Origin of the sequence: Janthinobacterium sp. RA13, from assembly GCF_000745325.1 — a bacterium.
Lineage (GTDB): Bacteria > Pseudomonadota > Gammaproteobacteria > Burkholderiales > Burkholderiaceae_D > Janthinobacterium > Janthinobacterium rivuli.
The window spans coordinates 50,617-77,192 of record NZ_JQNP01000001.1 but is presented as its reverse complement, the minus strand read 5'-3'; the positions used below and the strand labels follow the sequence as shown (position 1 = coordinate 77,192).

The following is a 26,576-nucleotide window of genomic DNA, read 5'->3' as shown; positions in this document are numbered from 1 at the left end:
CAGACCCGCCGGGTCTGACCCCAGCCTTTGCTTGGGTTCATCTCACCGGCACAATCCGGTACACGCAGCGCTTTCCCCCCTCCAGCAGATATTCGCTGCGCTCCACCGTGCAATCGCCCCCCAATACCCGTTGAAAGATGGCCAGCTCCGAGCGGCAAAAATTCTGGCACGCCGTGGCGGCTGCGCAAATCGGGCAATGGTTTTCCACCAGCAAGACACTGCCATCGTCCTGCGGCTCGGCATGGGCCATGTAACCTTCGCCATCGCGCGCCCGCGCCAGGCTGTCCACTCGTTGCGCCAAGTCAAGCCGAGGGTCGACCAGCTTGCCGTAGGCCGCTTCACTGCTGCGTTCGCGCGCGCCGATCAATTTATCCAGGCCCTCGTCGCCGAACAGGGTTTTCACTTGCGCGATCAATTCCAGGGTCAGGTCGGCATGCCGGTCGGGAAAGCGCGCGTGGCCTTGCTGCGTCAACTGCCAGCGCCGCGACGGGCGTCCCACCTTGTCGGCCACGTCCTCGAAAGCCACCAGGCCACGCTCGTGCGCCGCTTCCAGCTGGCGCCGCGCGCCCATGGAGGTGATATCGAGCAAGGCCGCCAGTTGCTGCGCCGTCTGCGGCCCGCGCATCTTCAGCAGGAACAGCGTCTGCTCCGACGTGCTCATGCTCATGCTCATGCTCATGCTCATGCTCATGCTCATGCCACCGCCTTCGCGTCAACGGCGCCAGCCAGCTGGCGCCGCCAGGCGACCATGCGCCACGCGGCCCAGGCGGCGGACACGGCGCCCGCGATGAGGATCAGCCGCGTATCGATCAGGGTCAGCACGGAGCCGCTGAGGGCGACGACGATGTTGGCGATGCAAAAGGTGGTGGCCAGCAAGCCCATCACGGCGCCCTGCCCGTGCGCGCTGAAGCGCTCGGCGCACCAGCCCTGTATCACCGTGTTGTACAGCGCATTTGGAATGCCGAACAGTACGATGGCCGCGATACCCACCCAGATATTACCCAATGCCAATATCCCCACGGCCAGCGCCACGCCGCAGGCATACCAGCTGGCGCGCAGCAAGGGCGCATGGCGGCTGGGACCGCCCGCCAGCAAGGACGTGATGGTCATCGTGCCACACAGGCCCACATTCACCCAGGCAATCTCCTGTGCATGGTAATTGGCCGTTTCGACCAGCCACAGCGGATAGAACTCGTAGAAGCTGGCCACGCCGCACGTAAATGCCAGTTGCACGATGAACAGCGTGCGCAGCTCCTCATGGCGCAGCAAGTTGAGCGAATGGCGGTCGCGCGCCACTTGCCACCACGACGTCGTCAATAGCGAAGGCGTTTCGCGCGGCAAGCCGGCGGCTACCAGCACGGCGACGAGCATCAGCGCGGCCGCGGCGATCCAGAACGGCACCGTCACGCCCCAATGCAGGGTCGCGCCCGCCAGGATCGGCCCTACCAGCCAGCCCAGGTAAAACGCGCCGTTCAGCCATGACATGGCGCGCAGGCGCAGCGGCCCCGTCAGCTGGTCGGCCAGCATGGCGCGCGCCACGGCGCCGTTCCCTTCCAGCAAACCCGTGATGAAACGGGCGACGATGAACAGCGGGTAGGACTGGATCACCAGCGCCCAGGCCGTGATGGCGTGACCGATGGCGGCGCCCACGGCAGTGCGCATCAGCAAGGGACGGCGGCCATAACGGTCGGACAAGGGGCCCAGCAAGGCCGAGCCAATCAGCAAGCCCAGCGGATTGATGGTCAGCGCCAGGCCGAACAGCAATTTCGACGGCAAGCCCAGAAAATTATTAAAGGCATTCGGCGCTTCGGCCGCGAACAGGGGCGGCAGGATAGGATATGGCAGCGAGGCGCCGATGGTCGACAACAGCGCCAGCAGGCAAGCGGCGGAAATTAATATGATGTTTTTCATGCAGGCTCGATGGATATAGTCTGGCAAGATTACGTGAGCACGCCACATAAGTAAACTAAAATGTTTATTAATTATGTCCATCACTGCTGCCATGGCGCCAACCGTGCGCGCCATCGCCTCGACTATCATTTGCCCATCACTCACGTTTAACGGGGCAAACATGACACTGTCAGAAATTGAACGGCAACACGGCTTCACCTATCCCGCATTGTATCGGCAGCTGGAGCGCGACGGCATGCTGGCCGTGGGCGAATATGGGCCCGACTGGCATAAGCTGGTCTATCCCACCTTGACGGAGCGGCCCACCCTGCTGTTGCATGCGGACGATTTTGAATTGCTCAACATCGAGGCCGTTGCCGCGGAAGTGGACGCGCTGCTGGATACGGACGATTACCGGCAGATCGACCCCGCCTTCCAGTTCATCCCGTTCGCGCAAACGGGCGCGGGCGACCACTACTGCTTTTTCGCGTCAGGCGAGCAAGACGGCGAGATGCCCATCGTGCTGCTGTGGCATGACGACAATGAAGCCCGGTACCTGGCGAAAAACCTGCAAGATTTCATGGTTCACATGTTGTTGAACAGCATGGCCGACCAGGATACGTACAACGACGTCAGCGACGAGGCATTCAAGGATCAACTGACGAAAACCCTGGGCACGCATGCGCGCTACCTGACGGCGCGGCAAGCCGACGTGCTGCAGGGCCTGCTGGCCCGGGACATCATCGATTACGACGTGGCGTTGCCGAAAGGACGCACGGAGGCGCACCGGGGCTTGCTGACCGATATCGAACTGGCCAGCCTGCGCGCGGAACTGATTCCCTACGAAAAGTTCGACAGCGGTTTTGCCTACAGCGCGGCTGACTGAACATAATTCGCTGGGCAAGCGGCGGCTGAAGGTTTAAACTGTATATAAACACAGTAAAACCCATCACCTTGCATCTTGCCCTATTGCCATCCCCATGTTGAGAGTCCTGGAAAATCCCCTGTACTATCTGGATAATTTCCAGGATGTGCTGAACTGGATAGCCGCGCGTTACGCCGATCTGCTGAGCCCTGAAGAAACGCAATTCATCGCCGCCTTCGGCGCCCTGCCGCAACCATCGCGCGCCCTGTTCGTGCGCCTCGTCATGCGCAAGGGCTGCCTGTTTCGCGCCAGCAAGCTCAATTACCCGGAAATCGGCGACACGCGCGCGGCCGCCCTGCCCTTGCTCGCCACGGGCTGGGTGGAAGCCGATCCTGCCATTTCGCTCGATGAACTGTTCGACCTGCTGCTGAAAGCGGAAATCGCCCAGGCCTTCGACCTCGACGCGCCCCTGAAGGCGGCGCGCAAGGCGGAACAACTGGACGCCTTGCGCGAGCAGCATGGGGAAAATAAAGCGTTTTCCGCCTGGCATCCGGCTTCCACTGATTTGCTGTACCGCATCGGCCTGCAAGCGCTGTGCGACCGCCTGCGCCTGATTTACTTTGGCAATTATCATCAGGACTGGTCGGAATTCGTGCTGTCCGACCTCGGCGTGTACCAATACGAAAAAGTGGAATTCTCGCCGCAGTCACGCGGTTTTCGCACGCGCCAGGATATCGAGCACTATGAAGTGCTGCACCAGTGCCGCGAACGCTACAACGACAGCGCGCCGGCCGACGAGGTGCTGCAGGAACTGGCTGCGCTGCCCTTGTTCGAGGACAACACCTGGCTGGCCAGCCGGCGCGACAAGCTGCGCTTCCAGATCGCCCAGCACCTGGAAAAATGCCAGGACTGGTCGGCAGCCTACCGCGCCTACGCCGATTGCCGCTATCCGGGCGCGCGTGGCCGCGCCATCCGCGTGCTGGAGAAAGATGAGCAGCCGCAAGCGGCCTACGAGCGCCTGACGATCGCCCTGGCCGCGCCGGAAAGCGAAGCGGAACAGCAATTGCTGCTGCGCATGGCCCCCCGTTTGCGGCGCAAGCTGGGCCATGCGAAGCAGGCGGCCGACACAGCCGCCGCCGTGGAACGCATCGACCTGCTGCTGCCCTGCCCGAAACAGGCGTGCTACGTGGAAGGAGTGGTGCAGCAACATCTGATGCAGGACGACGCCCCCGTGTATTACGTGGAAAACACCCTGATCAACTCGCTGTTCGGCCTGCTGTGCTGGCCCGCCATCTTCAAGCCCATGCCGGGCGCCTTCTTTCACCCGTTCCACCGTGGACCAGCCGACTTGCACAGCGCCGATTTTTACCAGCGCCGCAGCGGCGACTTCGCCGCTTGCCTGGCGCAACTGGACGACGGCCGCTACCACGCTGCCATCCGCGCCACGCTTGCCGCCAAGCACGGCATCGTCTCGCCCTTCGTCAGCTGGGGCATACTGGAAGACGGCTTGCTGGACCTGGCGCTGGACTGCATCCCGGCCGCGCACCTGAAGAAGTCGTTCGAGCGCATCTTGCTCGACATCAAAAGCAACCGCAGCGGCTTTCCCGACCTGATCCAGTTCTGGCCTGCGGAACGGCGCTACCGCATGATCGAAGTCAAGGGTCCGGGCGACCGCCTGCAAGACAACCAGCTGCGCTGGATCGCGTATTGTGCCGAGCACGCCATGCCCGTCAGCGTGTGCTACCTGCAATGGCAGGCGGCGGCATGAGCCGCAACACTTACACCATCGCCGTGCGCGCCCTGTGCGAATTCACGGCCAAGGTGGGCGACCTGGACTTGCGTTTGACGCCGTCCCCCACGGCGCAGGAAGGCATGGCGGGCCACGCCACCGTCACGAGCCGGCGCGATGATGATTACCAGCGTGAAATCAGCCTGTGCGGCGACTTCGGCCCGCTGCACGTGCGGGGCCGCGCCGATGGCTACGACCCGGCGCGGCGCCAGCTGGAAGAAATCAAGACCTACCGGGGCGAACTCGACGCGATGCCCGCCAACCACCGCCAGCTGCACTGGGCGCAGGCGCGCATCTACGGCCATCTGCTGTGCCAGCAGCTGAACTTGCCCATGCTGCGCGTGGCGCTCGTGTATTTCGATATCGTGAGCCAGAAGGAAACCGTCATGCACGAGGAATGCACGGCCGAGGCGCTGCGTCTGTTCTTCGAGCAGCATTGCACGCTGTTTCTCGACTGGGCCGAGCAGGAAATGGCGCACCGGGCCAGCCGCGACGCGCAACTCACCAGCATGGCCTTTCCCCATGCGGACTTCCGCCCGGGGCAGCGGCAATTGGCCGAAGCCATGTACAAGGCCAGCAGCCGTGGCTGCGGCTTGCTGGCGCAGGCGCCGACCGGCATCGGCAAGACGGTGGGCAGCCTGTTCCCCATGTTGAAAGCGACGGCCGCGCATGGCCTCGATAAACTATTTTTTCTCGCCGCCAAGGTACCGGGCCGGCAAATGGCGCTCGACGCCTGCGCCATCCTCAAGGACAGCGCCCCGCTGCTGCCGCTGCGCGTGCTGGAACTGAGCGCCAGGAGCAGCGCCTGCGAGCATCCGGACAAGGCGTGCCATGGCGAATCATGTCCGCTGGCCAAGGGATTTTACGACCGCCTGCCGCTGGCACGCGAAGTGGCGCTGGCCAGCGGCTTGATCCTCGACAAGGAAGCCGTGCGCGCCATCGCCTTGCAGCAGGGTATCTGTCCGTATTACTTGGGCATGGAGCTGGCGCGCTGGAGCGACGTCGTCATCGGTGACTACAATTATTACTTCGACCTCAGCGCCATGCTGTACGGCATGACCCTGGCCCACGACTGGAAAGTCAATGTGCTGGTCGACGAAGCGCACAATATGGTGTCGCGCGCGCGCAGCATGTATACCGCCGAACTGGCGCAGATCGACCTGAAAATGCTGCGCAAGTTCGCGCCCGAAGGACTGAAAAAGCCGCTCGACCGCCTCTCGCGCCAGTGGACGGCTTTGCTGAAAGAACAGGATGGCGATTACCACGTGCATCCCGCCTTGCCCGACAAATTCTTTGGCGCCCTGCAAGCGGTGGCGACGGCCATCGGCGACTACATGGCCGAACACGCGGCCGCGCTCGATGAAGACTTGCAGCGTTTCTATTTCGATGTGCTGCTGATCAACCGCCTGGCGGAAAGTTTCGGCGCGCATTCGCTGTTCGACGTCAGCAAAACGGAGACGGGTTCCACCGTCTGCATCCGCAACATCGTGCCCGCGCCGTTTCTCAGGGAACGCTTCGCGGCCAGCCACAGCACGGCCCTGTTTTCCGCCACCCTGAGCCCGTGGAATTACTACAGCGACACCCTGGGCATGCCAGCCAACACGGCCTGGGTCGATGTGGAATCGCCGTTCCAGGCGGAACAATTGTCCGTGCGCGTGGCCGACACCATTTCCACACGCTACCAGCACCGCGCCGCCTCCTTGCTGCCCATCGCCCAGCTGATGGCGAAGCAATACGCTGAAACGCCGGGCAACTACCTGGCCTTCTTCAGCAGTTTTGACTACATGGAAAAGACGGCCCACTTGTTTGCCCAGCATTACCCTGACGTGCCGATCTGGCAGCAGCCGCGCCGCATGGACGACGCTGCCCGCGCGCAATTCCTGGGCCGCTTCGGCCTGGACACGCGCGGCATCGGCTTTGCCGTTTTGGGCGGTGCGTTTGGCGAAGGCATCGACTTGCCCGGCGCGCGCCTGATCGGCGCCTTCATCGCCACCCTCGGTTTGCCGCAGATCAACCCCGTCAACGAGCAGATCCGCCAGCGCATGGGCGACATCTTCGGCGCCGGCTACGACTACACGTATCTGTATCCGGGCATGCAAAAGGTGGTGCAGGCCGCCGGCCGTGTGATCCGCACGCAGTCGGACAAGGGCGTCGTCTACCTGATCGACGACCGTTTTTCGCGCCCGGAAATACGCCAGCTCTTGCCGACGTGGTGGAATGTGCAGCTAGCTACTGGATAAAGCAGCTTCAGGCGTTGCCAGCCCGCTTGCGCGACACGCCGGCTTTCCGCTTTCCTGGGGGCGTCGCAGGCGTAGCAAGTGCACTGTCACGGACATCGGCATCAACTTCCTGGCTGCGCAGAAAATTTTGCAGTTCGATACGCACGCCGTTTTGCGCAACGACCGACATCTCCAATGTCATGCCCAGCGATTGCAAAAAACGGCGCAAGGTCGAGACATAAGTATCGGTACGCTTTTCCAGTTGGGAAACGGCATGCTGTTGAATCCCCAGCTCCTTCGCAACTTCCGCCTGGGTTTTGCCTACTGCCTTGCGGAAATCCGTCAGCGTGGCGGCGTGCGCGATCATTTCGTGCATCTTTTCCTGGGATAGAGCCGCAATTTTTGCCTGCCGCTCGGCCGGCAAACTGTGGATGACGTCGTTCACATTTCTTCCCATGACAAACTCCTGCTCCTGAAATCATCTACTGCCTTTGTCCTGCCTCGCCTTCGCCGCAGCCAGGTTGGTGAGATGTTGCTCATAGCGAGCATTTGCCTTGAATAACAAATCCCTGTAAAACTTGTCCTCATTGACACCTTGCTTGGCCGCCGCAACCAGAATGACCGCCTCACGCCTCGTATCGAAAGCAAAGACCGCGCGCCACACCTCTACCCCGTTATTGGCCTTGAAACGCAGCTCTTTCATGTTCGGGTGTTTAGGATTCTTCAACGTCCCAACGTGAGGACGCCCGGCAGCCGGACCCAGCTTCGACAGCGCATCGGCACTCGCCAGCAATTCATCTTGAACATCTACCGGCAGAGCATCGAATTCCGCATCGAAGTCATCGTGAAACGTGACCGGCCATGTCCTCGGCACATTCACTATCACCTCCAGATGATATCATGCGTAGATGATTATGCATCTACGCCAGCGAAAATGCTAACCCACCAATAATCTGAGCTTCTGATACCCCGCCTTGCTGACGGGTATCCTCGTATCATCGCGCAAGATAGCCACGTGGCTGTCTTTCGTTGCCGCCTCGATGCGGCGGATACCGTCGATATTGAGCAGATACGACCTGTGTACGCGCAGGAACTTGGCGGGATCGAGCTGAGTCTCCAGTTCCGCCAGCGTCTGGCTTTTCAGGTAGGACTTGCCTTCGGAACGGATGCTGATGTAATCGTCCTGCGCCTCGATGTAGTCGATGCGCGCGCTGGCGATCACGTGGACCTTGGCGCCGTCGCGTATCAGCACGCGGTCCAGCGGCGCGCGGCGCGTGGCCGCCTCGCGTGCCAGCGTCAGCACAGTCTCGGGAGTGCTGACGCTGGCGCGCGCATGGGCCAGCGCCTGGTCGAAGCGCTGTTCGCTGAATGGTTTCAGCAGATAGTCCAGAGCATGGCATTCGAACGCTTTCAAGGCATACTGGTCGTAGGCCGTGACAAAGATCAGCTTTGTCTTCGCGCCGATCAATTCGGCCACTTCGAAGCCGTCCAGGCGCGGCATCTGGATGTCGAGAAACACCAGTTCCGGTGCCAGGTCCGCGATGGCCTTGACGGCTTCGAAGCCGTTGGCGCACTCGGCCACGATGTCGATATCGTCATGGCGCGCCAGGTATTCGCGCAACACGCTGCGCGCCAGCAATTCGTCATCAACGATGGCGACCCGCATTCTTGCCTGCATCATGCTTCCTCCGTGTCGCCGGTCTGCGCCGGCATGGAAATCATCACTTCGAAATGGCCGTCGCGCCGGCCCCAGTGCACGCTGGCCTCATGGCCATACGCGCCGGCCAGGCGCTGGCGCACGTTCTCCAGGCCGACGCCATTGCCGCGCTCTGGCCCTTGATCCGCATCCACCGGATTGCGCACGGCGAGCTGCAGCAGGCTGCCCACGCGCCGGGCCTCGATGGCGATCAGGCCGCCTTCCGTCAAGCCGCAGATACCATGCTTGACGGCATTTTCCACCAGCGGCTGTATCAGCATGGGTGGCAGCAGACACGCCAGCGCGGCAGTGTCGAGGCTTTCCGCCACTTGCAGGCGTGCGCCGAAACGCACGTGCTCGATGGCGAGAAAGTGGCGGATCAGCACCAGTTCCTGCTCCACGGTAATGTGCTTGTGCGCTTCCAGGCTCAGGCTCTGGCGAAAGAAACTGGCCAGTTGCACCGTCATCTGGCGCGCACCCTTCGCATCGATAGACGTCAGGGCGCTGATGGAGTTCAGGCTGTTGAACAGGAAATGCGGATCGATCTGCGTGCGCAGCATGCGCAACTGCGCTTCCTGCGCCGTCAGTTGCGCTTCCAGCCCCCGCTGCTCGGCCATCCTGGCGCGCACGAATTCCAGCAACAGATAATGCACGGCGGCAGCCAGGCAATACAGCAGCGCACCGAGGCCGAAGAACAGGGCCAGCAGCGATTGCGTCAGGTTCACGCCCAGCCAGCGCAGCTCCAGCAACAGGCTGACGCTGTTCAAAAATTGCAGCAGGGTGGCCCACAGCAAGCCCGCGAACAGCGCCGCCACGCCCATCACGCCGGCGATGGCGAATGGATGGCGGGCGTGCAAGGGATAGGCGCGGCACAGGTAGTACGCGGAAAAACCCGAACCGATCGCATACACGAGCGTGGCGGGCACCACCAGCACGACGGCATTGAGCCAGGGCGCGTGCGCCACCCTGGCCAGGATGGAAGCCAGGGCCAGGCCCAGCGTGATGCAGACCAGGAACACCACCACGGCGCCACGCCGCTTCGACAAGGGCCCCGACATGCGCGCCTAGTTGCGGATTTCCAGGCCGCCCATGATGGCGTAGCCCGTCACGTACAGGCGCTTGGCCTGGTTCGGCGGCACGATGGTCTTTTCCTCGAAGCCGCCGAGGATGGGCGTGCCCTGCAGCACGACGCTCCAGTCGGGCGGAATCTTGATGGTGACGCCGCCGCACAGGGCGAACACGTTGAGCACGGCTTCGCCTTCGATCGACGCCTGGCGCAAGTCGATTTCGCAGCCGGCCATGATGACATTGATATCGCCGCCCTTGAAGCGCTGCGACGACACGCGCCGCACGTAGCCGCCGAGGATGGCCGTCACTTCGATGATGCTGTCATCGTCCGATTGTCCGCTGGCGCCGGGCGCCGCTGTGGCATCGGCGGCATCCTTGTCGAGCGACACGGCGCCATTTCTGGCCTGGCCGAACGAGTCAGGCGCTGCGGGGCCATCCTGCTGCGCCCCAAAGCGCCGGCGGCGCTGGCGCTGCTGCGCGCCGGGCAAGGATTTCGACACCACGGCCACGCCCAGGCCAATGATCAGCAAGGGCCACAGCAAGTCCCAGTTCATGTAGAAGATACCCATGTGCTTGAGGGTCCAGGCCACGCCCAGCAGCACCAGCATGCCGCCCAATAAATAACCGTTCGCGCTGCGGCTTTGCGACAGTTTCAGCAGGCCAAACACGATCAGCGCCGTGGGCCAGAAGCGGAAGGTATAGCGCACATCGATGAAACCGAGGTTATCGAGCAGAAACAGCAGCCCCAAGCCGATGACGATAACGCCCAGCACGATCTGCGATGGCGAGTGCAGCGGCGGTTTATTTTTCATGCTCGGACTCCCGGTAGGCAATAAAATGTTTGTTCAACAGCGGTTCCAGCACGAGGCCCACGCCCCAGGCGATCAGCAAGGCGGGCCAGCTATTGTAAAAATGCAAGTTCCACAGTTCTTCATACGATAGATACCACCACGCGGCGAAAAAGATCAGCCACAGGCCGCTCAGTACCTGCTTGGCGGACACGGGCGTGAGCAGCTTGTTCAAGCCGAAGACGACCAGTATCACCGGCCAATAATGCCATAGTGAATAGTAATCGTGGAGATAGATCACATCGAGCCGGTCCAGCAGGACGATGGCGCCGATGGCGATCAGCAGCACGCCCCACAGCAGCTGGGTACGGCGGCAATAGGCTGGTTCAGGTTTCACGGTCACCCCTTGAAGTTGGTTGATCGTAAAGATACGCGGATTTCGGGCATGGGGAAACACCGCTTCGGCGAATGGCGGAAAGACAGCGGTGAATGGCGCAACGGTGGAAATGACGGGCAAAAAACAGGCAAAAAAAAGACCGGCTAGGCCGGCCTTGAAGGGGTTCGCAGTCCACACCGCGACCTGGAGTTGCAGTGCACAGCCGCGTGGCGCAGGGCGCAAACGCGAACAGAAATCTGGTGCCGATCCTCGAGGCGACCGGCTGACCTGCTGGAAGATCGAACATGCCGCCAACCTCACGGCAGTGCGTCTCAACCAAGCAGAGACATCATACTCCCGATCGTCAGACAGCACCGTTCGCTAGCGCACACTGATGGAGTTTTGCTGAGCTGCATCAACCCGTGACGGCGTGAAGCATGTCGTTCCCGATCCATGCCAGCACGGACGGTCCCTGCGGCTGCCAGCCCAGCAGCTTGCGCGCCCGCTCGCCGCGCACGCGGCTGTTGGAACCGAGGCCATACGACGCCATCTCGTAACCCCATTCGGCAATCGCCTCGGGCAGCGGCCAGTCCTGCGCGGGGCCCAGGTCCAGCGCGATGGCGATGGCGGCCGTCATGTCGCGGAAAGCCGCTTCGCCCGACTCGACGAAGTAAAAGGTGCCGGCCGGCGACTTTTCCAGCGCCAGCAGATACAGGCTGACGACATCGTCGATATGCACATTGGACCAGATGTTACGGCCCGGCCCCACGTGGCGCACGATGCCGCTCTTGCGCGCCTGTTTCAGCAGGCGTGGCAACTGCACGCTGTCGCGCGGCAAGGCGCCATGGCCGTAGATCAGGGTGTTGCACAACACGCTCGCGCGCACGCCCTGGCTTGCGCTGGCCAGGACTAGGTCGTCGATGGCGACGCGGGCCGCCTTGTCGGCCGTGGGCGCCGGCAGCTTGTCTTCGTAATAGATCTGTTCCGTGCCCTCGCCGCCCGAGGCGTCGCCCACGATGGACGAGCCGCTGGTGTGCAAAAACACTTTGTTGGTGCCGGCCAGCGCTTCAATAATGGCTTCGACGGCGCCCCGGTGGTCGCTGCTGGCCGCATTGATGACGGCGTCCGCCGCCCTCGCCTGCTCGATGATGAGCTCGCGGTCGTTCAAGGTACCGACGATGCCGTGCACGCCGATGGTGCTCAGCTCGGCCACCTGCTCCGGCTTGCGCACGAGGCCCGTGACCTGATGGCCGGCGCTCACGAGGCCCGCCGCGATGGAACTGCCAATAAATCCCGCTGCGCCCGTAACAAATACCTTCATGTCTTGCTCCTTTGTTGGTTCAGATTGCAATCAATCACACCAACAAAGTATGCCCGCTTTCGTCTTTCGCAAAAAGCAGCCACACAGCAAAAGATCTATGACTTGGACGCAACAGTCTTCTGTTTCAGCTGCAGGGCGGCAATGTAGCGGCTTTGGTAAGCAGGGTCTTCCGGCGTCAGCAAGGTGAGCCTGTCGCGCGCGCGGGTGGCGGCCACATAGAAACGGTTTTCTTCTTCCAGCGGGTCGGTCTTGCTGCGCGGGAATTCATCGACGGCCAGATAGGGCAAGATCACGTGGTTGTATTCGAGACCCTTGATCTGGTCGATGCAGGCGATGACCAGCTTGGCCTTGCCGGTCGAGACCGTCACAGCTTCCTCCATCTCGCCCAGCCAGCCGGCAAAGCCGCCCAGCGCCACGCCCGCCTCGCGGCACACGGCAATAAAACCATGCAGGGAACGGGCGACAACCCGCGCCTGTGCCGGGTCGACATAGATGCGGCGTGCCGTCTGTTCCAGCTGCATCAGGCCAAAGATGTGCTGCAGGGCGTCACCGGCCAGGGCGTCGGGGGGCAGCGCGCGCAGGTAATCGACGGCGGCCAGGGTCAGCGCCGCCTTGTCCTGGTTCTGCGACTTGGCCAGCTGGTTCGTCAAAAAGCCTTCCAGCAAGTCGGGATAGTTGGCCACGTCGGCCTTGGCTTGCTGTAATTCCGCGCGCGTAAAAGGGATTTCCGCGAAGGCCACCAGGGCTTCGAGGATTTCACCGCGGCGCGGGCCGCTCTTGATCGCGTGCAAATCCTTGCGGGCGATGGCGACCATGCCGCGCAACATCAGCACTTCCAGGCTCAGCAGATAGCTGTTCATGTCCACCAGCCCATACGCGATGCCGCTCTGGAACAGCGCCGTTTCCACGCGGATGGCCTGGTCGCGGTCGCGCAGCAAGATCGCCGTCGTGCCCGCATGCGCATGTTCGAGCGCGGCGATCAGCTGGGCGCTGCACGCCTGCGGCTGCGTATGCTCGTACTGCAACACTTCGATGTGGGTGGCGCGCGACAGGGCCGACACGCTGGCCTTGTTTTTCAGCACGCCGACAGCCTGCGCCAGCTGCGGACCGTAGCGGTAGGAAGCCGTCAGCGGCAGGCGCTGCAAGGCAGGGAATTCCTGCTCGAAGCGCTGGCGCAGGAAGCGGTGGTCGGCGCCCGACCACGTGTAGATGACTTGATCCTTGTCGCCGGCGCCGCAGAAAAACGCGTTGCCGCGGCGTATCAGCATGGTCAGTAAGCGGAACGACGCTTCGTTCAAATCGTGCAATTCATCGGCCACGATGATCTGGAAGGCCGGCAATTGCTGGCGCAGCGGCTCGTCGCCGTCGAGCATGCGCACGAGGTCGTAGGTGGCGTCGAACGGTGCGCGGAACTGGATGTCGCCCGTGTCGGCGCCGCGCAAGCCTTCGTATTCGCGCAGCCACAGATAATGCGTGCGCGACATGCCCAGCAGCTCCAGGTTATCGTCCAGGGAATTGCTCTCGAAGTCAGGATTTTGAAAGTCCAGGCGCGCCTTGGTGCGCAACTGCAATTTCAAGAATTCGGCAATCGCCCCGTTGGTCGTATTAATTTCCAGCGGGTAACGGTGCGCGTATTTCTCCGATACGACTTCCAGCGCTTCCCAGGCTACCGGGCGCAGCTCTTCATCGCTGCGCATGGATGCCACCTGCATATTTTCCAGCTGCAGCAGCACCTTGCCGGCAAACGCATCGAAAGTGTCGACCGTCAGGCGCTTGACGACACCGAGCGGCACGCCCACTTCCAGCAGGCGCTGGCGCAGGGCCACGCGCGCCGCTTCCGTGAAGACCAGGGCCAACATGCGCTCGGGCGCGCGGCCCCGGTGCAGCGCCTCGGCCAGGCGCAGGGCCAGGGTCGTCGTCTTGGCGGCGCCGGCATTGGCGTCGATCAAGACCACTTTCTTTTGCGCCGTCTGGATGGCGACCTGCTCCGGCGTGGGCGTGATGCGTTTGGGAATGAACTGCGGGGCGTTATCTGTACTCAAGGGTATCCTGAAATAATGTCTGTTCTCGGCGCGCTACCAGGCGCAAGTGCGAAGGCCGGCAAAGATGTCACCCCGTTCGGGCGCATGGAAGGCGCGCATGCGGGCCGAATGCAGGCGCGGCGGCGTGGCGAAGGCGGCGCCGCGCAGCACCTGGTGCTGCATGAAATATGGCGCGGAATATTCGCGCCAGGCATCCACCGCAAAGCCCGGATACGGTTCGAACGGCGTCGCCGTCCACTCCCACACCTGGCCCCAGTGAAAGCGCGGATGGCCGGACAGCGCAGCATACTCCCATTCCGCCTCGGTCGCCAGGCGGCGCCCCACCCAGGCGCAGTACGCCTGCGCTTCATACAGGTTGATGTGACGCACGGCTTCGTTCGGCGGCAAGGTCGTGCGCTGGCCGAAACGCATGGTGCGCCACTGTGTTGCTTCGCGCAGCCAGTACAGGGGCGACGAGCGCTCCTGCTGCATCAGCCAGGCGCTGCCTGCCGCGCTCCAGAACTGGCGGTTCTGGTAGCCGCCGTCGGCGACAAAATCGGCAAACTGGGCGTTTGATACGGCGCAAGCATCGATGGAAAACGGCGGCACATAAACGGCATGGGGCGGTGATTCATTGTCGAAGGCAAACCCGGCCCCGCGCGGCGAGCCCAGTTCGATGCTGCCCCCAGGAAAAGCGATCTCGCCCGCGCCTGGCGGCAAGGCCGGGCTGGCTGCCAGGGATTCCGGCGCTTCCAGGCCCAGCCATTGCAAGCCTGCCAGCATTTCTTCGCCACACAAGTCTTCATGTGCCAAGGCCAGCCGGTATGGCGCCAGGGCGCTGTCGACATTGGCTTCGCGCGAGAGTTTATCGAGCACCCGGTCGAGTACTTCGCGGCAATACGTTTTCACGGCGCCCGGACTGGGCAGTTCCAGCTTCCAGCGCGCGCGGTGCTCGACCATGTTGGCGTCGAACAAGTCGTCGCCGCGCGTCAGCAGGGAGTTATAAATGGCGTCGGCCGGATGGCTGGTAGCGGCTTCGCGCAGGATGAACCACTCGGCAAACCAGGCGATCTGCGCGAGTTGCCACAAGGGCGGAACGAGGCGCGGATGGCGGGGCAAGCCGGCCACCACGTCCAGGCCGGCGCTGACATAACAGTCGAACAGGGAAAGCGTATCCTGGCGCGCGGCCTGCAGCGACTGGGCCAGTTGCTGCGCGCCGGCGTGGCGAAAAGAGGCGTTGATTAAAGTCATGGCCTGATTGTAACGACTTATGCCAACCTTGCACTAGTCGCACAGGAAACATTGGGGGGCCATGCCCCCCAGCCTACTTGACCAGCAGCTCGCCCTGTAGCGGCGTGACGACGGATTTTGGCATGCTGACAATAAAGCTGCTGCCCTTGTCGGCCACGGACTGGATGGCCAGGGTGCCGCCGTGGCGCAGCAGCACGTGCTTGACGATGGCCAGGCCCAGGCCCGTGCCCTGGGTTTCGCGCGAACGGCTCTTGTCGACGCGGTAAAAACGTTCCGTCAGGCGCGAAATATGTTCCTGGCTGATGCCGATGCCCGTATCTTGCGCGATGAATTGCGGTCCGGCCGGGCCATCCTGCCAGCGCAAAGTGATGGTGCCGCCGGCCGGCGTGTAGCGCACGGCGTTCGATGCCAGGTTGCCAAAAGCGCTGTACAGCTCATCGTAGCTGCCCAATACGTCGGGACCGTTGCATTCCATGGTCACTTCATGCTTGCCGGCCGACAGCCCCTTGGCGTCGCGCAAGACTTGCTGCATGAGCTTTTTGGTATCCACGGGCTCGGGGCGCAGCGGGTAGTCGACCGATTCCAGGCGCGACAGGGTCAGCATGTCCTCGATCAGATGCTGCATGCGGTGGCCCTGCTCCGTCATCAGCTTGAGGTGGGCGGCGCGCGTGGCGGCGTCCAGGTCCAGCTCGGCGGAAGCAATTTCCAGGAAGCCGACGATGACCGTCAGCGGCGTGCGCAGTTCGTGCGAGGCGTTGGCGATGAAGTCGCGGCGCATCATTTCGATGCGTTCCGTCTCCGTCACATCGTGCGTGACGAGGATCTGGCGGCGGTTTTCAAATGGAATGATCTGCACGATCAGCTTGCGGTTGCGGAAAGTGATCGTCAGCGGCTGGTCGTAGCGGCCCAGGATGATGTAATCCATGAACTCGGGGCTGCGGATCAGATTCGTCACGCGCATGCCCTTGTCGCGCTCGTGCGTGAGGCCCAGGTGTTTCTCGGCGGCCGGGTTGCACCATTCGAGGAACAGCACGTCGTCCATGATGACGACGCCGTCCGGCAACAGATGCATGGCTTGGCGGAAACGCGCCAGCCATTCCGTCAGCTCGGCCTGGTTTTTCTCGTCGTCGCGGCGCATGCGGTACAGGCGCGCGAAGATGCTGGTCCAGGCGCCCCAGCCGTCGGGCAGCTTGGCGCTTTGCGGATTGTCCAGCCAGTTACTCAGCTGGAACAGATACGACAGCTGCACGAACACCATCATGGCCATCAGCACGAAAGCGATGCCCAGCGCATACGTGGCGCCAAACAGATACCAGACGACGGCCACGCCCAGCAGCGCCAGCACCATGCGCAAGGCGGCCGGTACCCAGAACAGCAATTTCGGATTCATAGAGGCTAGCTTTACTTTTCAGACAACATGTAGCCGACGCTGCGCACCGTCTTGATCAGGCTTTCCGCCTCTTTCAAGGCTTTGCGCAAGCGCAATACGTGGACATCGACCGTGCGTTCCTCGATCACCACATGGTCGCCCCACACCTTGTCAAGCAGCTGGCTGCGCGAAAACACGCGTTCCGGATGGGCCAGCAGGAATTTCAGCAGCTTGTATTCGGCATGGCCGATATCGATCTTCTGTTCATCCATCATCACGGTGCAGCTGACGGGATCCAGCGCCACATTGCCGGCGCGCATGGGCGCCTGCGCGTGTTCCGGACTCTTGCGTCGCAAGAGAGCCTTGGCGCGGGCCAGCAGTTCGCGCGGCGAGAACGGCTTGGTGACGTAATCGTCGGCCCCGCTGTTCAGGCCAGCCAGCTTGTCTTCTTCCATGCTCTTGGCGGTGAGCATGATGACGGGGATGGCGGCGAAATTGCGGTCGGCGCGGATGCGGGACAGCAGGCGCAAGCCCGTCTGGTCCGGCAGCATCCAGTCCAGCAGGATCAGATGCGGCGTGCGGTGCTGGATGAACTCCCAGGCATCGGCAACGTTTTGTACGGAACAGCAATTCCAGCCGGATTCGCGCAACGAATAGGTGACCAGTTCAACGATGGCCGGCTCATCTTCAACAATCAATACCGTGGTTTTATCAGATGCCATAAAGCTTACTCAGGGAGCTCCTCGGAAATGGCGGGAGCAGCCACCTTGGTGTGGCGGATGTCCTTGCCTTCAACCACGTAAATCACGTATTCGGCGATGTTCTTCGCATGGTCGCCGATCCGTTCGATGGCCTTGGCCACCCACAGGGTATCGAGCGCCGCCGAAATCGTGCGCGGGTCTTCCATCATAAAGGTGATCAAGTTGCGCATGATAGACCGAAACTCATGGTCGATGATGGCATCTTGTGCAATTAATTGTAAGGCTTGCTTGCCATCGTTGCGCGCGAACGCGTCCAGCGCGTCGTGCAGCATGTCGGTGGCCGTGTTAGCGATGCCGCGCACCATCTCGTAATGGTTGACGACGCCGTTACCGCGCTTGTGCAGATTCTTCGCCACGCGGGCGATTTTCGTCGCCTCGTCGCCTACGCGCTCGAGGTCGGTAATCACCTTGATGGTGGCCATGATGGTGCGCAAGTCGTTGGCGGCGGGCTGGCGGCGCACGATCAGATGGCTGCAGGCGTCGTCGAGCGACACTTCGAGCTGGTTGACGACGTCGTCTTCGCGCATCACGCGGTCGGCGCGCTCGGCATTGCCGATGCGGAAGCACGTCATCGCGTCGAGGAACTGGGTTTCAACGATGCCGCCCATCAGGAGCACTTTCGAGCGGATCGCTTCGAGTTCGTTGTCGTATTGCTTGGATGAATGTTCGCCTATCATGCTGTCTCTCCGTATTCAGTTGTCTTGTGTATAGCGATGCGGCGCGGATCAGCCGAAGCGGCCCGTGATGTAATCCTGCGTTTCCTTGCGGGCCGGATTCATGAAGATCTGGTCCGTTTCGCCGAATTCCACCAGCTCGCCCAGGTACATATAGGCCGTGTAGTCGGAGCAGCGCGCCGCCTGTTGCATATTGTGCGTCACGATGGCGATCGTGTAATCCTGTTTCAGTTCGCTGATCAGTTCTTCCACTTTCGAGGTCGAGATCGGGTCCAGCGCCGAGGTCGGTTCATCGAGCAGCAAGACGTCCGGCTTGACGGCCACGCCGCGCGCGATGCACAAACGCTGCTGCTGGCCGCCCGACAGCGACAGGCCGCTCTTGCTCAGCTTGTCCTTGACCTCGCCCCACAGCGCCGCCTTTTTCAGGGCCCACTCGACGCGCTCGTCCATTTCGCCCTTCGACAGGTCTTCATACAGGCGCACGCCGAAGGCGATGTTGTCGTAGACGGACATGGGGAACGGCGTCGGCTTCTGAAACACCATGCCGACCTTGGCGCGCAGCATGTTGACGTCCTGGTCCGCGTCGAGCACGTTGCGGCCGCGGTACAGGATCGAGCCTTCCGCGCGCTGGCCCGGATACAGGTCGTACATGCGGTTCAGGGTGCGCAACAGGGTCGACTTGCCGCAACCGGACGGGCCGATGAAGGCCGTGACCTTCTTCTCGTGGATGTCCAGGTTGACGTTATGCAAGCTTTGCGTTTTGCCGTAAAAAAAGTTCAGGCCCGAAATCTCGATGGTTTTTTTCTTTGGTGCCAGGTCTTGTGCTGGATTCATTTGCGTATTCATAGGGGTTCGCTTCGCTCGGTATCTGTTTAATTAGGGACTTTTTGGCTGAACACGGTGCGCGACAGGATATTCAAGGCCAGCACGCTGAAGGTGATCAGCAGTGCACCACCCCAGGCCAGCGAGCGCCAGTTGTCGTACGGGCTCATCGCAAACGATGCGATGACGGACGGCAAGTTGGCCATCGGCGCATTCATGTTGAAGCTTTGGAACTGGTTATTCAGGGCCGTGAACAGCAGCGGCGCCGTTTCGCCGGCGATGCGGGCCAATGCCAGCAGTACGCCGGTGATCACGCCCGCCTTGACGGCGCGCAAGCGCACCAGGGTGGCGACCTTCCAGCGCGGCGCGCCGAGAGCAAACGCGGCTTCGAGCAGGCTGTTCGGTACCAAACGCAGCATATTGTCCGTCGTGCGCACCACCACCGGCACGGCGATCAGGGACAGCGCGATGGCGCCGGCGTAACCGGAGAAGTGTTTGACGTGTGCCACGTACAGCGCATACACGAACAGGCCGATGACGATCGATGGCGCCGACAGCATGATGTCCGTCACAAAACGCGTCACTTGCGCCAGCTTGTTTTCTTCGCCGTATTCGGCCAGGTAGATGCCGGCCAGGATGCCGATCGGGGTGCTGACGACAGTCGCCAGGCCCACCATCAGGGCGCTGCCGACGATGGCATTGATCAAGCCGCCGCCTTCGCTGCCGGGCGCCGGCGTCGTTTGCGTGAACAGATCGACGGACAGGGCGCCGAAGCCCTTGATCACCAGGGTGAACAGGATCCACACGAGCACGGCCAGGCCCAGGGCCATGGCGGCCACCGACAGGGCGATGCCGATGCGGTGCATCAGCAGGCGCTTGCGGTAGACGGGATTCATGGCCGGCTTGACCGGAGCGTCGAGAGTGCTTACTTGGCTCATTTCGTGCCTTCCTTGCGGGACATGCCAGCCAGCATCAGCTTGGCGGCGGATAAGACGATAAAGGTGATGACAAACAAGATCAGGGCCAGCGAGAACAGCGAGGCCACGTGCAGCTCGGATTGCGCTTCGCCAAATTCATTGGCCAGCAGGGAGGTGATGCTGTTACCGGCGGCAAACAGCGACCACGACAGCTTATTCGCGTTACCGATGACGAAGGTCACGGCCATGGTTTCGCCCAGCGCGCGGCCCAGGCCCAGCATGACGCCGCCGACGACGCCGGTCTTGGTGTATGGCAAGACGATCTTGCGCACGACTTCCCAGCGCGTGCAGCCCAGGCCGTATGCGGATTCCTTCAGCACGGCAGGAACGATCTCGAACACGTCGCGCATCACGGAAGCGATGAAAGGGATGATCATGATGGCCAGCACCAGACCGGCCGTCAGCAGGCCGATGCCCATCATGGGGCCACTGAACAGCTGGCCGATGACGGGCACGTTGCCGAGGGTGGCTTTCAGGATGGGCTGGACGTGGTCGGCAAACAGGGGCGCGAAGACGAACAGGCCCCAGATGCCGTAGATGATCGACGGCACGCCGGCCAGCAGTTCGACAGCCGTGCCCAGCGGACGGCGCAGCCAGGCCGGGCAGATTTCCGTGAGGAACAGGGCGATGCCGAAGCTGACGGGAAAGGCGATCAGCAAGGCGATAACGGAGGTCACCAGGGTGCCGATGATGGGGATCAGGGCGCCGTACTGGTCATTGACGGGATCCCATTCCGCGGACACGATGAAATGCAGGCCGAAGGTCTTGAAGGCCGGTATCGATTCCATGATCAGCGAAATGATGATGCCGACCAGGACGATCAGCACCGACAGGGCGAACAGCATCGTCACCTTGTGGAACATGAAATCCTGGAAGCGCTGCTTGCGCATGGTGGAAAGCATTTGCGCGTGACTGATGGAATCGGTCATGGTGCCGCCTGGCATGGGGATCGTGGAAGAGGTAGATTGTGCGCTCATATTGTGCCAGATGTGGGTGGTACTGCCGGTATTGCTGTTTTGAACTCTTGTTTTATCTTGCTTTTTTAGCCAGGACCGTCTGCAAGGGCTTGCGGGCGGTCCTGGCTAACTCCCTGCCCCGCCGTGCTGCTGGCGGGGACAAGGATGGGTACTTATCTGGTCAAGCTATCAAATTAATAGATCGCTTTGCCCGATGCATCTTTCAAATTGGCTTTCCACGACTCTTGCACCAGTTTCACGACCGATGCCGGCATCGGCACGTAGTCCAGTTCAACGGCAGCGGCGCCGCCGTTCTTGTAGGCCCAGTCGAAGAATTTCAGGACTTCTTTGGCCTTGGCTGCGTCAGCCTGAACTTTGTGCATCAGGATGAACGACACGCCGGTGATAGGCCAGCTGTTCTTGCCAGCCTGGTCGGTCAGGACCACGCCGAAGCCTGGGGTTTGCGTCCAAGGTGCCGAAGCGGCTGCTGCCTTGAAGTTTTCGTCGTCAGGCTGCAGGAAGTTGCCGTCCTTGTTTTGCAGCTGGGTGTGCGACATCTTGTTTTTCTTGGCGTAAGCCCACTCGACGTAGCCGATCGAACCCTTGATACGCTGCACGTTGGCGGCGACGCCTTCGTTACCCTTGCCGCCCACGCCCACGGCCCATTTCACAGCCGAGCCAGCGCCGATTTTCGATTTGAATTCCGGGTTGGTTTTCGACAGGAAGTCGGTGAACAGGAAGGACGTGCCCGAACCGTCGGCGCGGTGCACCACGGTGATTTCCGTGTCCGGCAGCTTGACGCCACTGTTCAACGCGGCGATTTCAGGCGCGCTCCACTTGGTGATCTTGCCCAGGTAGATGTCGCCAACGACTTTACCCGTCATTTTCAGCTGGCCTGGGGTTACGCCGTCCAGGTTGACGATGGTGACCACGCCGCCCATGATGGCCGGGAACTGCATCAGGCCCGCTTCTTCCAGCTCTTCCGCCTTCAAAGGCATGTCCGAAGCGCCGAATTCAACAGTCTTGGCCTTGATTTGCTTGATGCCAGCACCGGAACCGACGGACTGGTAATTCAGGCCGTTGCCCGTATTGGCTTTGTACGTCTCGGCCCATTTGGCGTAGATCGGGTACGGGAAGGTTGCGCCAGCACCTGTCATATCTGCCGCCATGACGGAAGCGGAAGAAAATGCCATCGCTGCCGAAGCACCCACGACGATAAATTTGAACATTTGCTTCATTTGCATATCAAGTCCTCAGGGTTGTTAGGGCTCAAAGTCCCGGTTGAATGCTGCGCAGTCTAGCAAGCGAATATGACAGCTTTATGACATGGGTAAAAAATCCTGAAATAATTGCCTACGCCCCGAGGGTGGCCATTTTCGGCATGAAAAATGACAGGACGGGCGACGCTTTATGACAGCTTATGTCACGCTTACGTCATATTTCATGATTACACTCACAACGCGTCATACATGATGAAATACGGCTAGAATTAACTATCTGCAAAGACAAAAGAATATGAAACCTGAACTGCACACGGAAGTGACCAAATCGGGCATCCTGCTTGACCGCGAGCTGTCGCAACTGACTTTCAACCGGCGCGTGATGGCCCAGGCGGAAGACCCGAACATTCCGCTGCTCGAGCGTCTGCGCTACCTGTGCATCGTCAGCAGTAACATGGATGAGTTTTTCGAAGTGCGCGTGGCCAGCCTGCTGGCGGCCGGCAGCATCGGCGGTACGCTGGCCGGCCACCCTGCCCTGGCGGCCAACCTGGAGCGCATCGGCAAGGAATGCCATGCGCTGGTGGAACGCCAGTACGAGATATTAAATAGCGACGTCTTGCCGGCCCTGCGCGAAGCAGGCGTGCATTTGCTGCGCGACAGCGACCGCAACGAGGCGCAGCGCGCGTGGGTCAAGCAATACTTCGACCGCGAAGTGCGCCCCCTGCTGACGCCGATCGGCCTCGACCCGGCCCACCCGTTCCCGCAGGTAGTCAATAAAAGTCTCAATTTCATCGTCTCGCTGAGCGGCAAGGATGCGTTTGGCCGCGGCACGGCGATCGCCATCGTCAAGGCGCCACGCGTCTTGCCGCGCGTCATCAAGCTGCCGGACGAGATTTCGGGCGATGGCGTGTCCTTCTGTTTATTGTCGTCCGTCATCCATGCGCACATTTCCGACTTGTTCGCCGGGCGCGAAGTGATCGCCTATTCGCAATTCCGCGTCACGCGCGACAGCGACCTGTGGGTCGATGAGGATGAAGTCAAGAATCTGCGCCAGGCCCTGAAAGGCGAGCTGGTGGGACGCCAGTTCGGCACCTCGGTGCGCCTGGAAGTGGCGCGCAATTGTCCGCCGGAACTGTCGCAGTTCCTGCTCGACCAGTTCAGCCTGGATCAAAGCCGGCTGTACCGCGTCAACGGCCCCGTGAACCTGGTGCGCCTGTCGGAAATGATCGACCACGTCAAGCAACCGGAGCTGCGCTTCCCGCCGTTCTTCCCCGGCCTCGCGCATAAAGCCATCGGCAACGACATCTTCGCCGCGCTGACCAAACACGACATCCTGCTGCACCACCCGTATCAATCGTTCCAGACGGTGATCGACTTCATCCGCAGCGCCGCCTACGATCCCTCCGTCGTCGCCATCAAGCAGACGATCTACCGCACGGGCATGAATTCGGACTTGATGGAATCCTTGATCACGGCGGCGAAGATGGGCAAGGAAGTGACCGTCATCGTGGAATTGATGGCGCGTTTCGACGAAGAAGCCAATATCAACTGGGCCGACAAGCTCGAGCAAGCCGGTGCGCAGGTCGTGTACGGCGTGGTGGGATTGAAAACCCATGCCAAGGTGGCGCTCGTCATCCGCCGCGAGGAAGGCGCACTGCGCTTCTATGCCCACTTGGGCACCGGCAACTACCACCCCACGACCACCAAGCTGTACACGGATTTTGGCTTGCTGACGGCCAACCAGGATCTGGCCGTGGAAGTCAATGAAGTCTTCATCCACCTGACCAGCCTGACCAAGCCGCACAACCTGAACCATTTGTGGCTGGCGCCGTTCGGCCTGCAAAGCGAGATCATCAAGGCCATCCGCAACGAGGCCAAGATCGCCCGCTCGGGCCGGCGCGGGCGCATCATCGTGAAAGTCAACGCGCTGGTCGACGAATCCGTGATCCGCGCCCTGTATGCGGCCTCGACCGATGGCGTGAAGATCGACCTGATCGTGCGCGGCGCCTGCACCCTGAAGCCGGGCGTGCCGGGCCTGTCGGAAAATATCAAGGTGCGCTCCGTGATCGGCCGTTTCCTCGAACACAGCCGCATTTACTACTTCCGCAACGACCTGGCGCACGATGTCTACCTGGCCAGCGCCGACTGGATGAGCCGCAACCTGTTCCGCAGGGTGGAAGTGGCTTTCCCGGTACTTGACCGGGCGCTGAAACGGCGCGTGATCGCCGAGGGCCTGAACCCGTATTTGAAGGATAATACAAATGCATGGGAACTGGAGCCGACGGGCCATTACGCGCGCCGCAAGCCGCGCGGCAAGCAAACGCCGTTCAGCGCCCAGCAATACCTGATGCATACACTGGGCACGCCGGGCGCGGAGGTCGGCGAATAGGCAATTCTACACAGAGGAGTACAGCATGGATCTCATCTTGTGGCGACACGCAGAAGCCGAGCCGGGCGTTCCCGACCTCGAACGCGCCCTGACCGTCAAAGGCCAGAAACAGGCGCGCCGCATGGGCGAATGGCTGGCCTCGCAACTACCGGAAAATTGCCGTATCCTCGTCAGCCCCGCCCTGCGCACCCTGCAAACGGCGGAAGCGCTGGGGCGCAAGTTCAAGCTGATGCCTGAACTGGCGCCCGGCGCCGAGGCGGAAGATATCCTCAAGGCGGCCAACTGGCCCGGCGGCAAGGAAACCGTGCTCATCGTCGGCCACCAGCCCACGCTGGGCCAGGCGGCCGCCCTGCTATTGACGGGCGAGGAGCAGGAATGGGAAATGCGCAAGGCCAGCGCGTGGTGGTTTTCGCAGCGCGAGCCGGGCGACCCGATCAGCGTCTACTTAAAAGCCGTGATGGCGCATGACCTTGTGGTGAAATAAGGGAAATGCGCAAAAAGTGCGCTGGGACAAATACTGGCAGAAATTACAACACGGCAGCCTTGTAAAGCGCTGCCGATCTGCTAGAGTTTAATTGCATCAACTACGTGCTGGAGCACCGCTCTGGCACATTGAGCAACCCAGCGGACAGCCGTCCAACGGCGGCTGAAAGACCATGTTAACCTTCCTCGTTTTTCTCTTCATCGCCATCTTCGCCGCCATCATCGGCTTCGTCGCCTTTGAACTGGTCGAAGAAATGCGCGGCAGTCACCACAAGCTGATGGACCGCTACCACGAGTAGTGTTCACCTCGGCAATATCGCATGGCGCCAGCGACGGCATATCTCCGTCCCTCGCGCCATCCTTGTATTTACACTCCCGTCTTACACTCCCGTTTTGAACTTCGTATAGATGCGCGTCATCAGGCGGCGGATATCGGCCGTGGTCGCTTCCGGCGCGGCCATGCGCTGCTTGTCGGCGTCCGACAGGAAGATCGCCTTGTTCTCGCCTATGTCCTTGCGCACATACTTGATGCTGGCCGGATTCGGATTCGCGTAGAAGACCTTGTTGCTCAGGCTGGCATGCACTTGCGGGCGCAAAATGTAGTTGATGAACAGGTGCGCATTGGTCGGGTGCGGCGCGTCGGCGGGAATCGCCATGGTGTCGAACATCAGGGCCGCCGTCTTCGGCACCAGCACCTGGATCACGTTGCCGTTCTTCGCATCGATGGCGCGCTGGCGGGCGATATTGATGTCGCCAGACCAGCCCAGCGCCACACAGACGGAACCGTTGGCCATGTCATTGATGTAGCCGGACGAGCTGAACAGGGTCACGTAGGGACGGATCGCCTGCAGCACCTTGCCCGCTTCCTGGTAATCGGAGGCCGTTTTCGAGTACGCGGGCTTGCCCAGGTATTGCAGCGCGGCCGGCAGCACTTCGGACGGCGAGTCGAGGAAGGACACGCCGCACGATTTCAGCTTGGCCGCATATTTCGGGTCGAAGATCAGGTCCCACGCGTTGTCGGGCATGGCCATGCCGCCCAGCGCGGCCTTGACCTTGTTGACGTTGATGCCCACCGTCGTGTAGCCCCACAGCCAGTCGACCAGGTAATCGTTGTTCGGGTCGATCTTCGACAGCTTGGCCTGCAGGTTCGGGTCCAGGTTGCCCAGGTTCGTCAGCTTGCTCTTGTCGAGTTTACGCAGCAAGCCCGCATCGATCTGCAGGCGCGCCCACTGGGCCGTCGGCACGACGATGTCGTAACCGGACTTGCCCGCCACCAGTTTCGCATTGAGGATTTCGTTATTGTCGAAAACGTCGTAGCGCACCTTGATGCCCGTTTCCTTCTCAAAATTCTTGATCGTATCGTCGCCGATATAGTCGGACCAGTTATAGATGTTCAGGACTTTCTCTTCCTGAGCCTGAGCTTGCGCAGACAAGGCCAGTGCGGCCGCCGCCAAGGCCAGTCCCACTCCAATGCGCCGCCCTGCTTGCCATGTGTTTGCCATCGTACCGCCTCCGGAATTAGTCAGAAAATAGTGACGATGATAGCAAGAAGGGCGGCATCAGGTCTAGCCTGATACCGCCCTGCTTTCACCGCTGGGGTCAGACCCTCAACACCGCCAACGCAAAATTCAGCGCTGACAA

The 26,576-nt window shown here is 61.5% G+C and carries 25 protein-coding genes; 6 read left to right on the top strand and 19 right to left on the bottom strand.

Translation table 11 applies throughout. The features are described from left to right. Positions 1-37 precede the first annotated feature (37 nt). Both FG13_RS00315 and FG13_RS00310 read right to left on the bottom strand, forming a co-directional pair. Positions 38-661, bottom strand: a complete 624-nt coding sequence (locus FG13_RS00315; RefSeq protein ID WP_035826664.1) for a helix-turn-helix transcriptional regulator — start codon at positions 659-661, stop codon at positions 38-40. A gap of 32 nt (positions 662-693) precedes the next feature. Then, positions 694-1,911 (bottom strand): MFS transporter, encoded by a 1,218-nt coding sequence (locus tag FG13_RS00310; protein WP_035817375.1) that lies wholly within the window; start codon positions 1,909-1,911, stop codon positions 694-696. 160 nt (positions 1,912-2,071) lie between these two features. Between FG13_RS00310 and FG13_RS00305 the strand changes: the two genes are divergently transcribed. The 3 genes from FG13_RS00305 (at position 2,072) to FG13_RS00295 (ending at position 6,784) form a co-directional block, all read left to right on the top strand. Beyond that, complete coding sequence (locus FG13_RS00305; RefSeq protein ID WP_035817373.1) at positions 2,072-2,776, top strand: SMI1/KNR4 family protein; 705 nt, start codon at positions 2,072-2,074, stop codon at positions 2,774-2,776. Positions 2,777-2,870: 94 nt separating this feature from the next. Continuing rightward, on the top strand, positions 2,871-4,523 hold the full coding sequence (locus FG13_RS00300; RefSeq protein ID WP_035817370.1) for a VRR-NUC domain-containing protein: 1,653 nt from the start codon (positions 2,871-2,873) through the stop codon (positions 4,521-4,523). Further along, positions 4,520-6,784, top strand: a complete 2,265-nt coding sequence (locus tag FG13_RS00295) for an ATP-dependent DNA helicase (protein WP_035826662.1) — start codon at positions 4,520-4,522, stop codon at positions 6,782-6,784. The genes FG13_RS00300 and FG13_RS00295 overlap by 4 nt, the downstream gene beginning before the upstream one ends. A 7-nt stretch (positions 6,785-6,791) precedes the next feature. Here the strand turns inward: FG13_RS00295 and FG13_RS28595 are convergent, their stop codons facing one another. The 16 genes from FG13_RS28595 to pstS all read right to left on the bottom strand — a co-directional run bounded on the left by FG13_RS28595 (position 6,792) and on the right by pstS (position 22,072). Beyond that, entirely contained in the window at positions 6,792-7,208 is a 417-nt protein-coding gene (locus FG13_RS28595; protein WP_161784128.1) for an XRE family transcriptional regulator, read from the bottom strand. 33 nt (positions 7,209-7,241) lie between these two features. Then, entirely contained in the window at positions 7,242-7,643 is a 402-nt protein-coding gene (locus FG13_RS00285; RefSeq protein WP_235211638.1) for a type II toxin-antitoxin system RelE/ParE family toxin, read from the bottom strand. Positions 7,644-7,700: 57 nt separating this feature from the next. Beyond that, positions 7,701-8,429 (bottom strand): LytR/AlgR family response regulator transcription factor, encoded by a 729-nt coding sequence (locus FG13_RS00280; RefSeq protein ID WP_035817368.1) that lies wholly within the window; start codon positions 8,427-8,429, stop codon positions 7,701-7,703. Positions 8,430-8,440: 11 nt separating this feature from the next. Continuing rightward, a complete protein-coding gene (locus tag FG13_RS00275; protein ID WP_035817366.1) occupies positions 8,441-9,517 on the bottom strand; it encodes a sensor histidine kinase in 1,077 nt (358 codons plus the stop codon). Between the two features lie 6 nt (positions 9,518-9,523). Next, on the bottom strand, positions 9,524-10,339 hold the full coding sequence (locus FG13_RS00270) for a LiaI-LiaF-like domain-containing protein (RefSeq protein WP_035817364.1): 816 nt from the start codon (positions 10,337-10,339) through the stop codon (positions 9,524-9,526). Beyond that, positions 10,329-10,712: a LiaI-LiaF-like domain-containing protein gene (locus FG13_RS00265; RefSeq protein WP_035826655.1), complete on the bottom strand. Its 384-nt coding sequence runs from the start codon at positions 10,710-10,712 to the stop codon at positions 10,329-10,331. The genes FG13_RS00270 and FG13_RS00265 overlap by 11 nt, the downstream gene beginning before the upstream one ends. Before the next feature lie 394 nt (positions 10,713-11,106). After that, the gene (locus FG13_RS00260; protein ID WP_035817363.1) at positions 11,107-12,012 is read right to left on the bottom strand and encodes an NAD-dependent epimerase/dehydratase family protein; all 906 of its coding nucleotides are present in this window, start codon (positions 12,010-12,012) and stop codon (positions 11,107-11,109) included. Positions 12,013-12,107: 95 nt separating this feature from the next. Beyond that, positions 12,108-14,054: a UvrD-helicase domain-containing protein gene (locus FG13_RS00255; protein ID WP_035817360.1), complete on the bottom strand. Its 1,947-nt coding sequence runs from the start codon at positions 14,052-14,054 to the stop codon at positions 12,108-12,110. Between the two features lie 33 nt (positions 14,055-14,087). Continuing rightward, a complete protein-coding gene (senA, locus tag FG13_RS00250) occupies positions 14,088-15,284 on the bottom strand; it encodes a selenoneine synthase SenA (RefSeq protein ID WP_235211637.1) in 1,197 nt (398 codons plus the stop codon). A gap of 73 nt (positions 15,285-15,357) precedes the next feature. Beyond that, on the bottom strand, positions 15,358-16,674 hold the full coding sequence (gene phoR, locus FG13_RS00245; RefSeq protein ID WP_035817357.1) for a phosphate regulon sensor histidine kinase PhoR: 1,317 nt from the start codon (positions 16,672-16,674) through the stop codon (positions 15,358-15,360). Positions 16,675-16,685: 11 nt separating this feature from the next. Continuing rightward, the gene (locus FG13_RS00240; protein ID WP_034755074.1) at positions 16,686-17,375 is read right to left on the bottom strand and encodes a response regulator; all 690 of its coding nucleotides are present in this window, start codon (positions 17,373-17,375) and stop codon (positions 16,686-16,688) included. Positions 17,376-17,380: 5 nt separating this feature from the next. Next, positions 17,381-18,091 carry a phosphate signaling complex protein PhoU gene (gene phoU, locus FG13_RS00235; protein WP_034755071.1) on the bottom strand — a complete coding sequence of 237 codons (711 nt, stop codon included), beginning with the start codon at positions 18,089-18,091 and terminating at the stop codon, positions 17,381-17,383. Positions 18,092-18,139: 48 nt separating this feature from the next. Beyond that, positions 18,140-18,922 carry a phosphate ABC transporter ATP-binding protein PstB gene (gene pstB, locus FG13_RS00230; RefSeq protein ID WP_010396817.1) on the bottom strand — a complete coding sequence of 261 codons (783 nt, stop codon included), beginning with the start codon at positions 18,920-18,922 and terminating at the stop codon, positions 18,140-18,142. Positions 18,923-18,960: 38 nt separating this feature from the next. Further along, positions 18,961-19,848: a phosphate ABC transporter permease PstA gene (pstA, locus tag FG13_RS00225; protein ID WP_035817352.1), complete on the bottom strand. Its 888-nt coding sequence runs from the start codon at positions 19,846-19,848 to the stop codon at positions 18,961-18,963. Then, positions 19,845-20,816 (bottom strand): phosphate ABC transporter permease subunit PstC, encoded by a 972-nt coding sequence (gene pstC, locus FG13_RS00220; protein ID WP_225240714.1) that lies wholly within the window; start codon positions 20,814-20,816, stop codon positions 19,845-19,847. Before pstC ends, pstA begins: the two co-directional genes overlap by 4 nt. 221 nt (positions 20,817-21,037) lie before the next feature. Further along, positions 21,038-22,072 (bottom strand): phosphate ABC transporter substrate-binding protein PstS, encoded by a 1,035-nt coding sequence (pstS, locus tag FG13_RS00215; protein WP_425269235.1) that lies wholly within the window; start codon positions 22,070-22,072, stop codon positions 21,038-21,040. 286 nt (positions 22,073-22,358) lie between these two features. Between pstS and ppk1 the strand changes: the two genes are divergently transcribed. The 3 genes from ppk1 (at position 22,359) to FG13_RS31045 (ending at position 25,234) form a co-directional block, all read left to right on the top strand. Next, on the top strand, positions 22,359-24,452 hold the full coding sequence (gene ppk1 / locus FG13_RS00210) for a polyphosphate kinase 1 (RefSeq protein WP_035817348.1): 2,094 nt from the start codon (positions 22,359-22,361) through the stop codon (positions 24,450-24,452). A 25-nt stretch (positions 24,453-24,477) separates the two neighbouring features. Beyond that, entirely contained in the window at positions 24,478-24,936 is a 459-nt protein-coding gene (gene sixA, locus FG13_RS00205) for a phosphohistidine phosphatase SixA (protein WP_035817346.1), read from the top strand. Between the two features lie 172 nt (positions 24,937-25,108). Continuing rightward, positions 25,109-25,234: a hypothetical protein gene (locus FG13_RS31045; protein WP_255206302.1), complete on the top strand. Its 126-nt coding sequence runs from the start codon at positions 25,109-25,111 to the stop codon at positions 25,232-25,234. 81 nt (positions 25,235-25,315) lie between these two features. On the opposite strand, the gene FG13_RS00200 is transcribed toward FG13_RS31045, so the two are convergent. Continuing rightward, positions 25,316-26,437, bottom strand: a complete 1,122-nt coding sequence (locus tag FG13_RS00200) for a polyamine ABC transporter substrate-binding protein (protein ID WP_035817344.1) — start codon at positions 26,435-26,437, stop codon at positions 25,316-25,318. Between the last annotated feature and the right edge of the window lie 139 nt (positions 26,438-26,576).

What these genes read in the sequence shown, in the direction of transcription:
- FG13_RS00315 (WP_035826664.1), bottom strand. Translation starts at nt 661, where the DNA reads ATGAGCACGTCGGAGCAGACGCTGTTCCTGCTGAAGATGCGCGGGCCG.
- FG13_RS00310 (WP_035817375.1), bottom strand. Translation starts at nt 1,911, where the DNA reads ATGAAAAACATCATATTAATTTCCGCCGCTTGCCTGCTGGCGCTGTTG.
- FG13_RS00305 (WP_035817373.1), top strand. Translation starts at nt 2,072, where the DNA reads ATGACACTGTCAGAAATTGAACGGCAACACGGCTTCACCTATCCCGCA.
- FG13_RS00300 (WP_035817370.1), top strand. Translation starts at nt 2,871, where the DNA reads ATGTTGAGAGTCCTGGAAAATCCCCTGTACTATCTGGATAATTTCCAG.
- FG13_RS00295 (WP_035826662.1), top strand. Translation starts at nt 4,520, where the DNA reads ATGAGCCGCAACACTTACACCATCGCCGTGCGCGCCCTGTGCGAATTC.
- FG13_RS00280 (WP_035817368.1), bottom strand. Translation starts at nt 8,429, where the DNA reads ATGCGGGTCGCCATCGTTGATGACGAATTGCTGGCGCGCAGCGTGTTG.
- FG13_RS00275 (WP_035817366.1), bottom strand. Translation starts at nt 9,517, where the DNA reads ATGTCGGGGCCCTTGTCGAAGCGGCGTGGCGCCGTGGTGGTGTTCCTG.
- FG13_RS00270 (WP_035817364.1), bottom strand. Translation starts at nt 10,339, where the DNA reads ATGAAAAATAAACCGCCGCTGCACTCGCCATCGCAGATCGTGCTGGGC.
- FG13_RS00260 (WP_035817363.1), bottom strand. Translation starts at nt 12,012, where the DNA reads ATGAAGGTATTTGTTACGGGCGCAGCGGGATTTATTGGCAGTTCCATC.
- senA (WP_235211637.1), bottom strand. Translation starts at nt 15,284, where the DNA reads ATGACTTTAATCAACGCCTCTTTTCGCCACGCCGGCGCGCAGCAACTG.
- phoR (WP_035817357.1), bottom strand. Translation starts at nt 16,674, where the DNA reads ATGAATCCGAAATTGCTGTTCTGGGTACCGGCCGCCTTGCGCATGGTG.
- FG13_RS00240 (WP_034755074.1), bottom strand. Translation starts at nt 17,375, where the DNA reads ATGGCATCTGATAAAACCACGGTATTGATTGTTGAAGATGAGCCGGCC.
- phoU (WP_034755071.1), bottom strand. Translation starts at nt 18,091, where the DNA reads ATGATAGGCGAACATTCATCCAAGCAATACGACAACGAACTCGAAGCG.
- pstB (WP_010396817.1), bottom strand. Translation starts at nt 18,922, where the DNA reads ATGAATCCAGCACAAGACCTGGCACCAAAGAAAAAAACCATCGAGATT.
- pstA (WP_035817352.1), bottom strand. Translation starts at nt 19,848, where the DNA reads ATGAGCCAAGTAAGCACTCTCGACGCTCCGGTCAAGCCGGCCATGAAT.
- pstC (WP_225240714.1), bottom strand. Translation starts at nt 20,816, where the DNA reads ATGACCGATTCCATCAGTCACGCGCAAATGCTTTCCACCATGCGCAAG.
- pstS (WP_425269235.1), bottom strand. Translation starts at nt 22,072, where the DNA reads ATGTTCAAATTTATCGTCGTGGGTGCTTCGGCAGCGATGGCATTTTCT.
- ppk1 (WP_035817348.1), top strand. Translation starts at nt 22,359, where the DNA reads ATGAAACCTGAACTGCACACGGAAGTGACCAAATCGGGCATCCTGCTT.
- sixA (WP_035817346.1), top strand. Translation starts at nt 24,478, where the DNA reads ATGGATCTCATCTTGTGGCGACACGCAGAAGCCGAGCCGGGCGTTCCC.
- FG13_RS31045 (WP_255206302.1), top strand. Translation starts at nt 25,109, where the DNA reads ATGTTAACCTTCCTCGTTTTTCTCTTCATCGCCATCTTCGCCGCCATC.
- FG13_RS00200 (WP_035817344.1), bottom strand. Translation starts at nt 26,437, where the DNA reads ATGGCAAACACATGGCAAGCAGGGCGGCGCATTGGAGTGGGACTGGCC.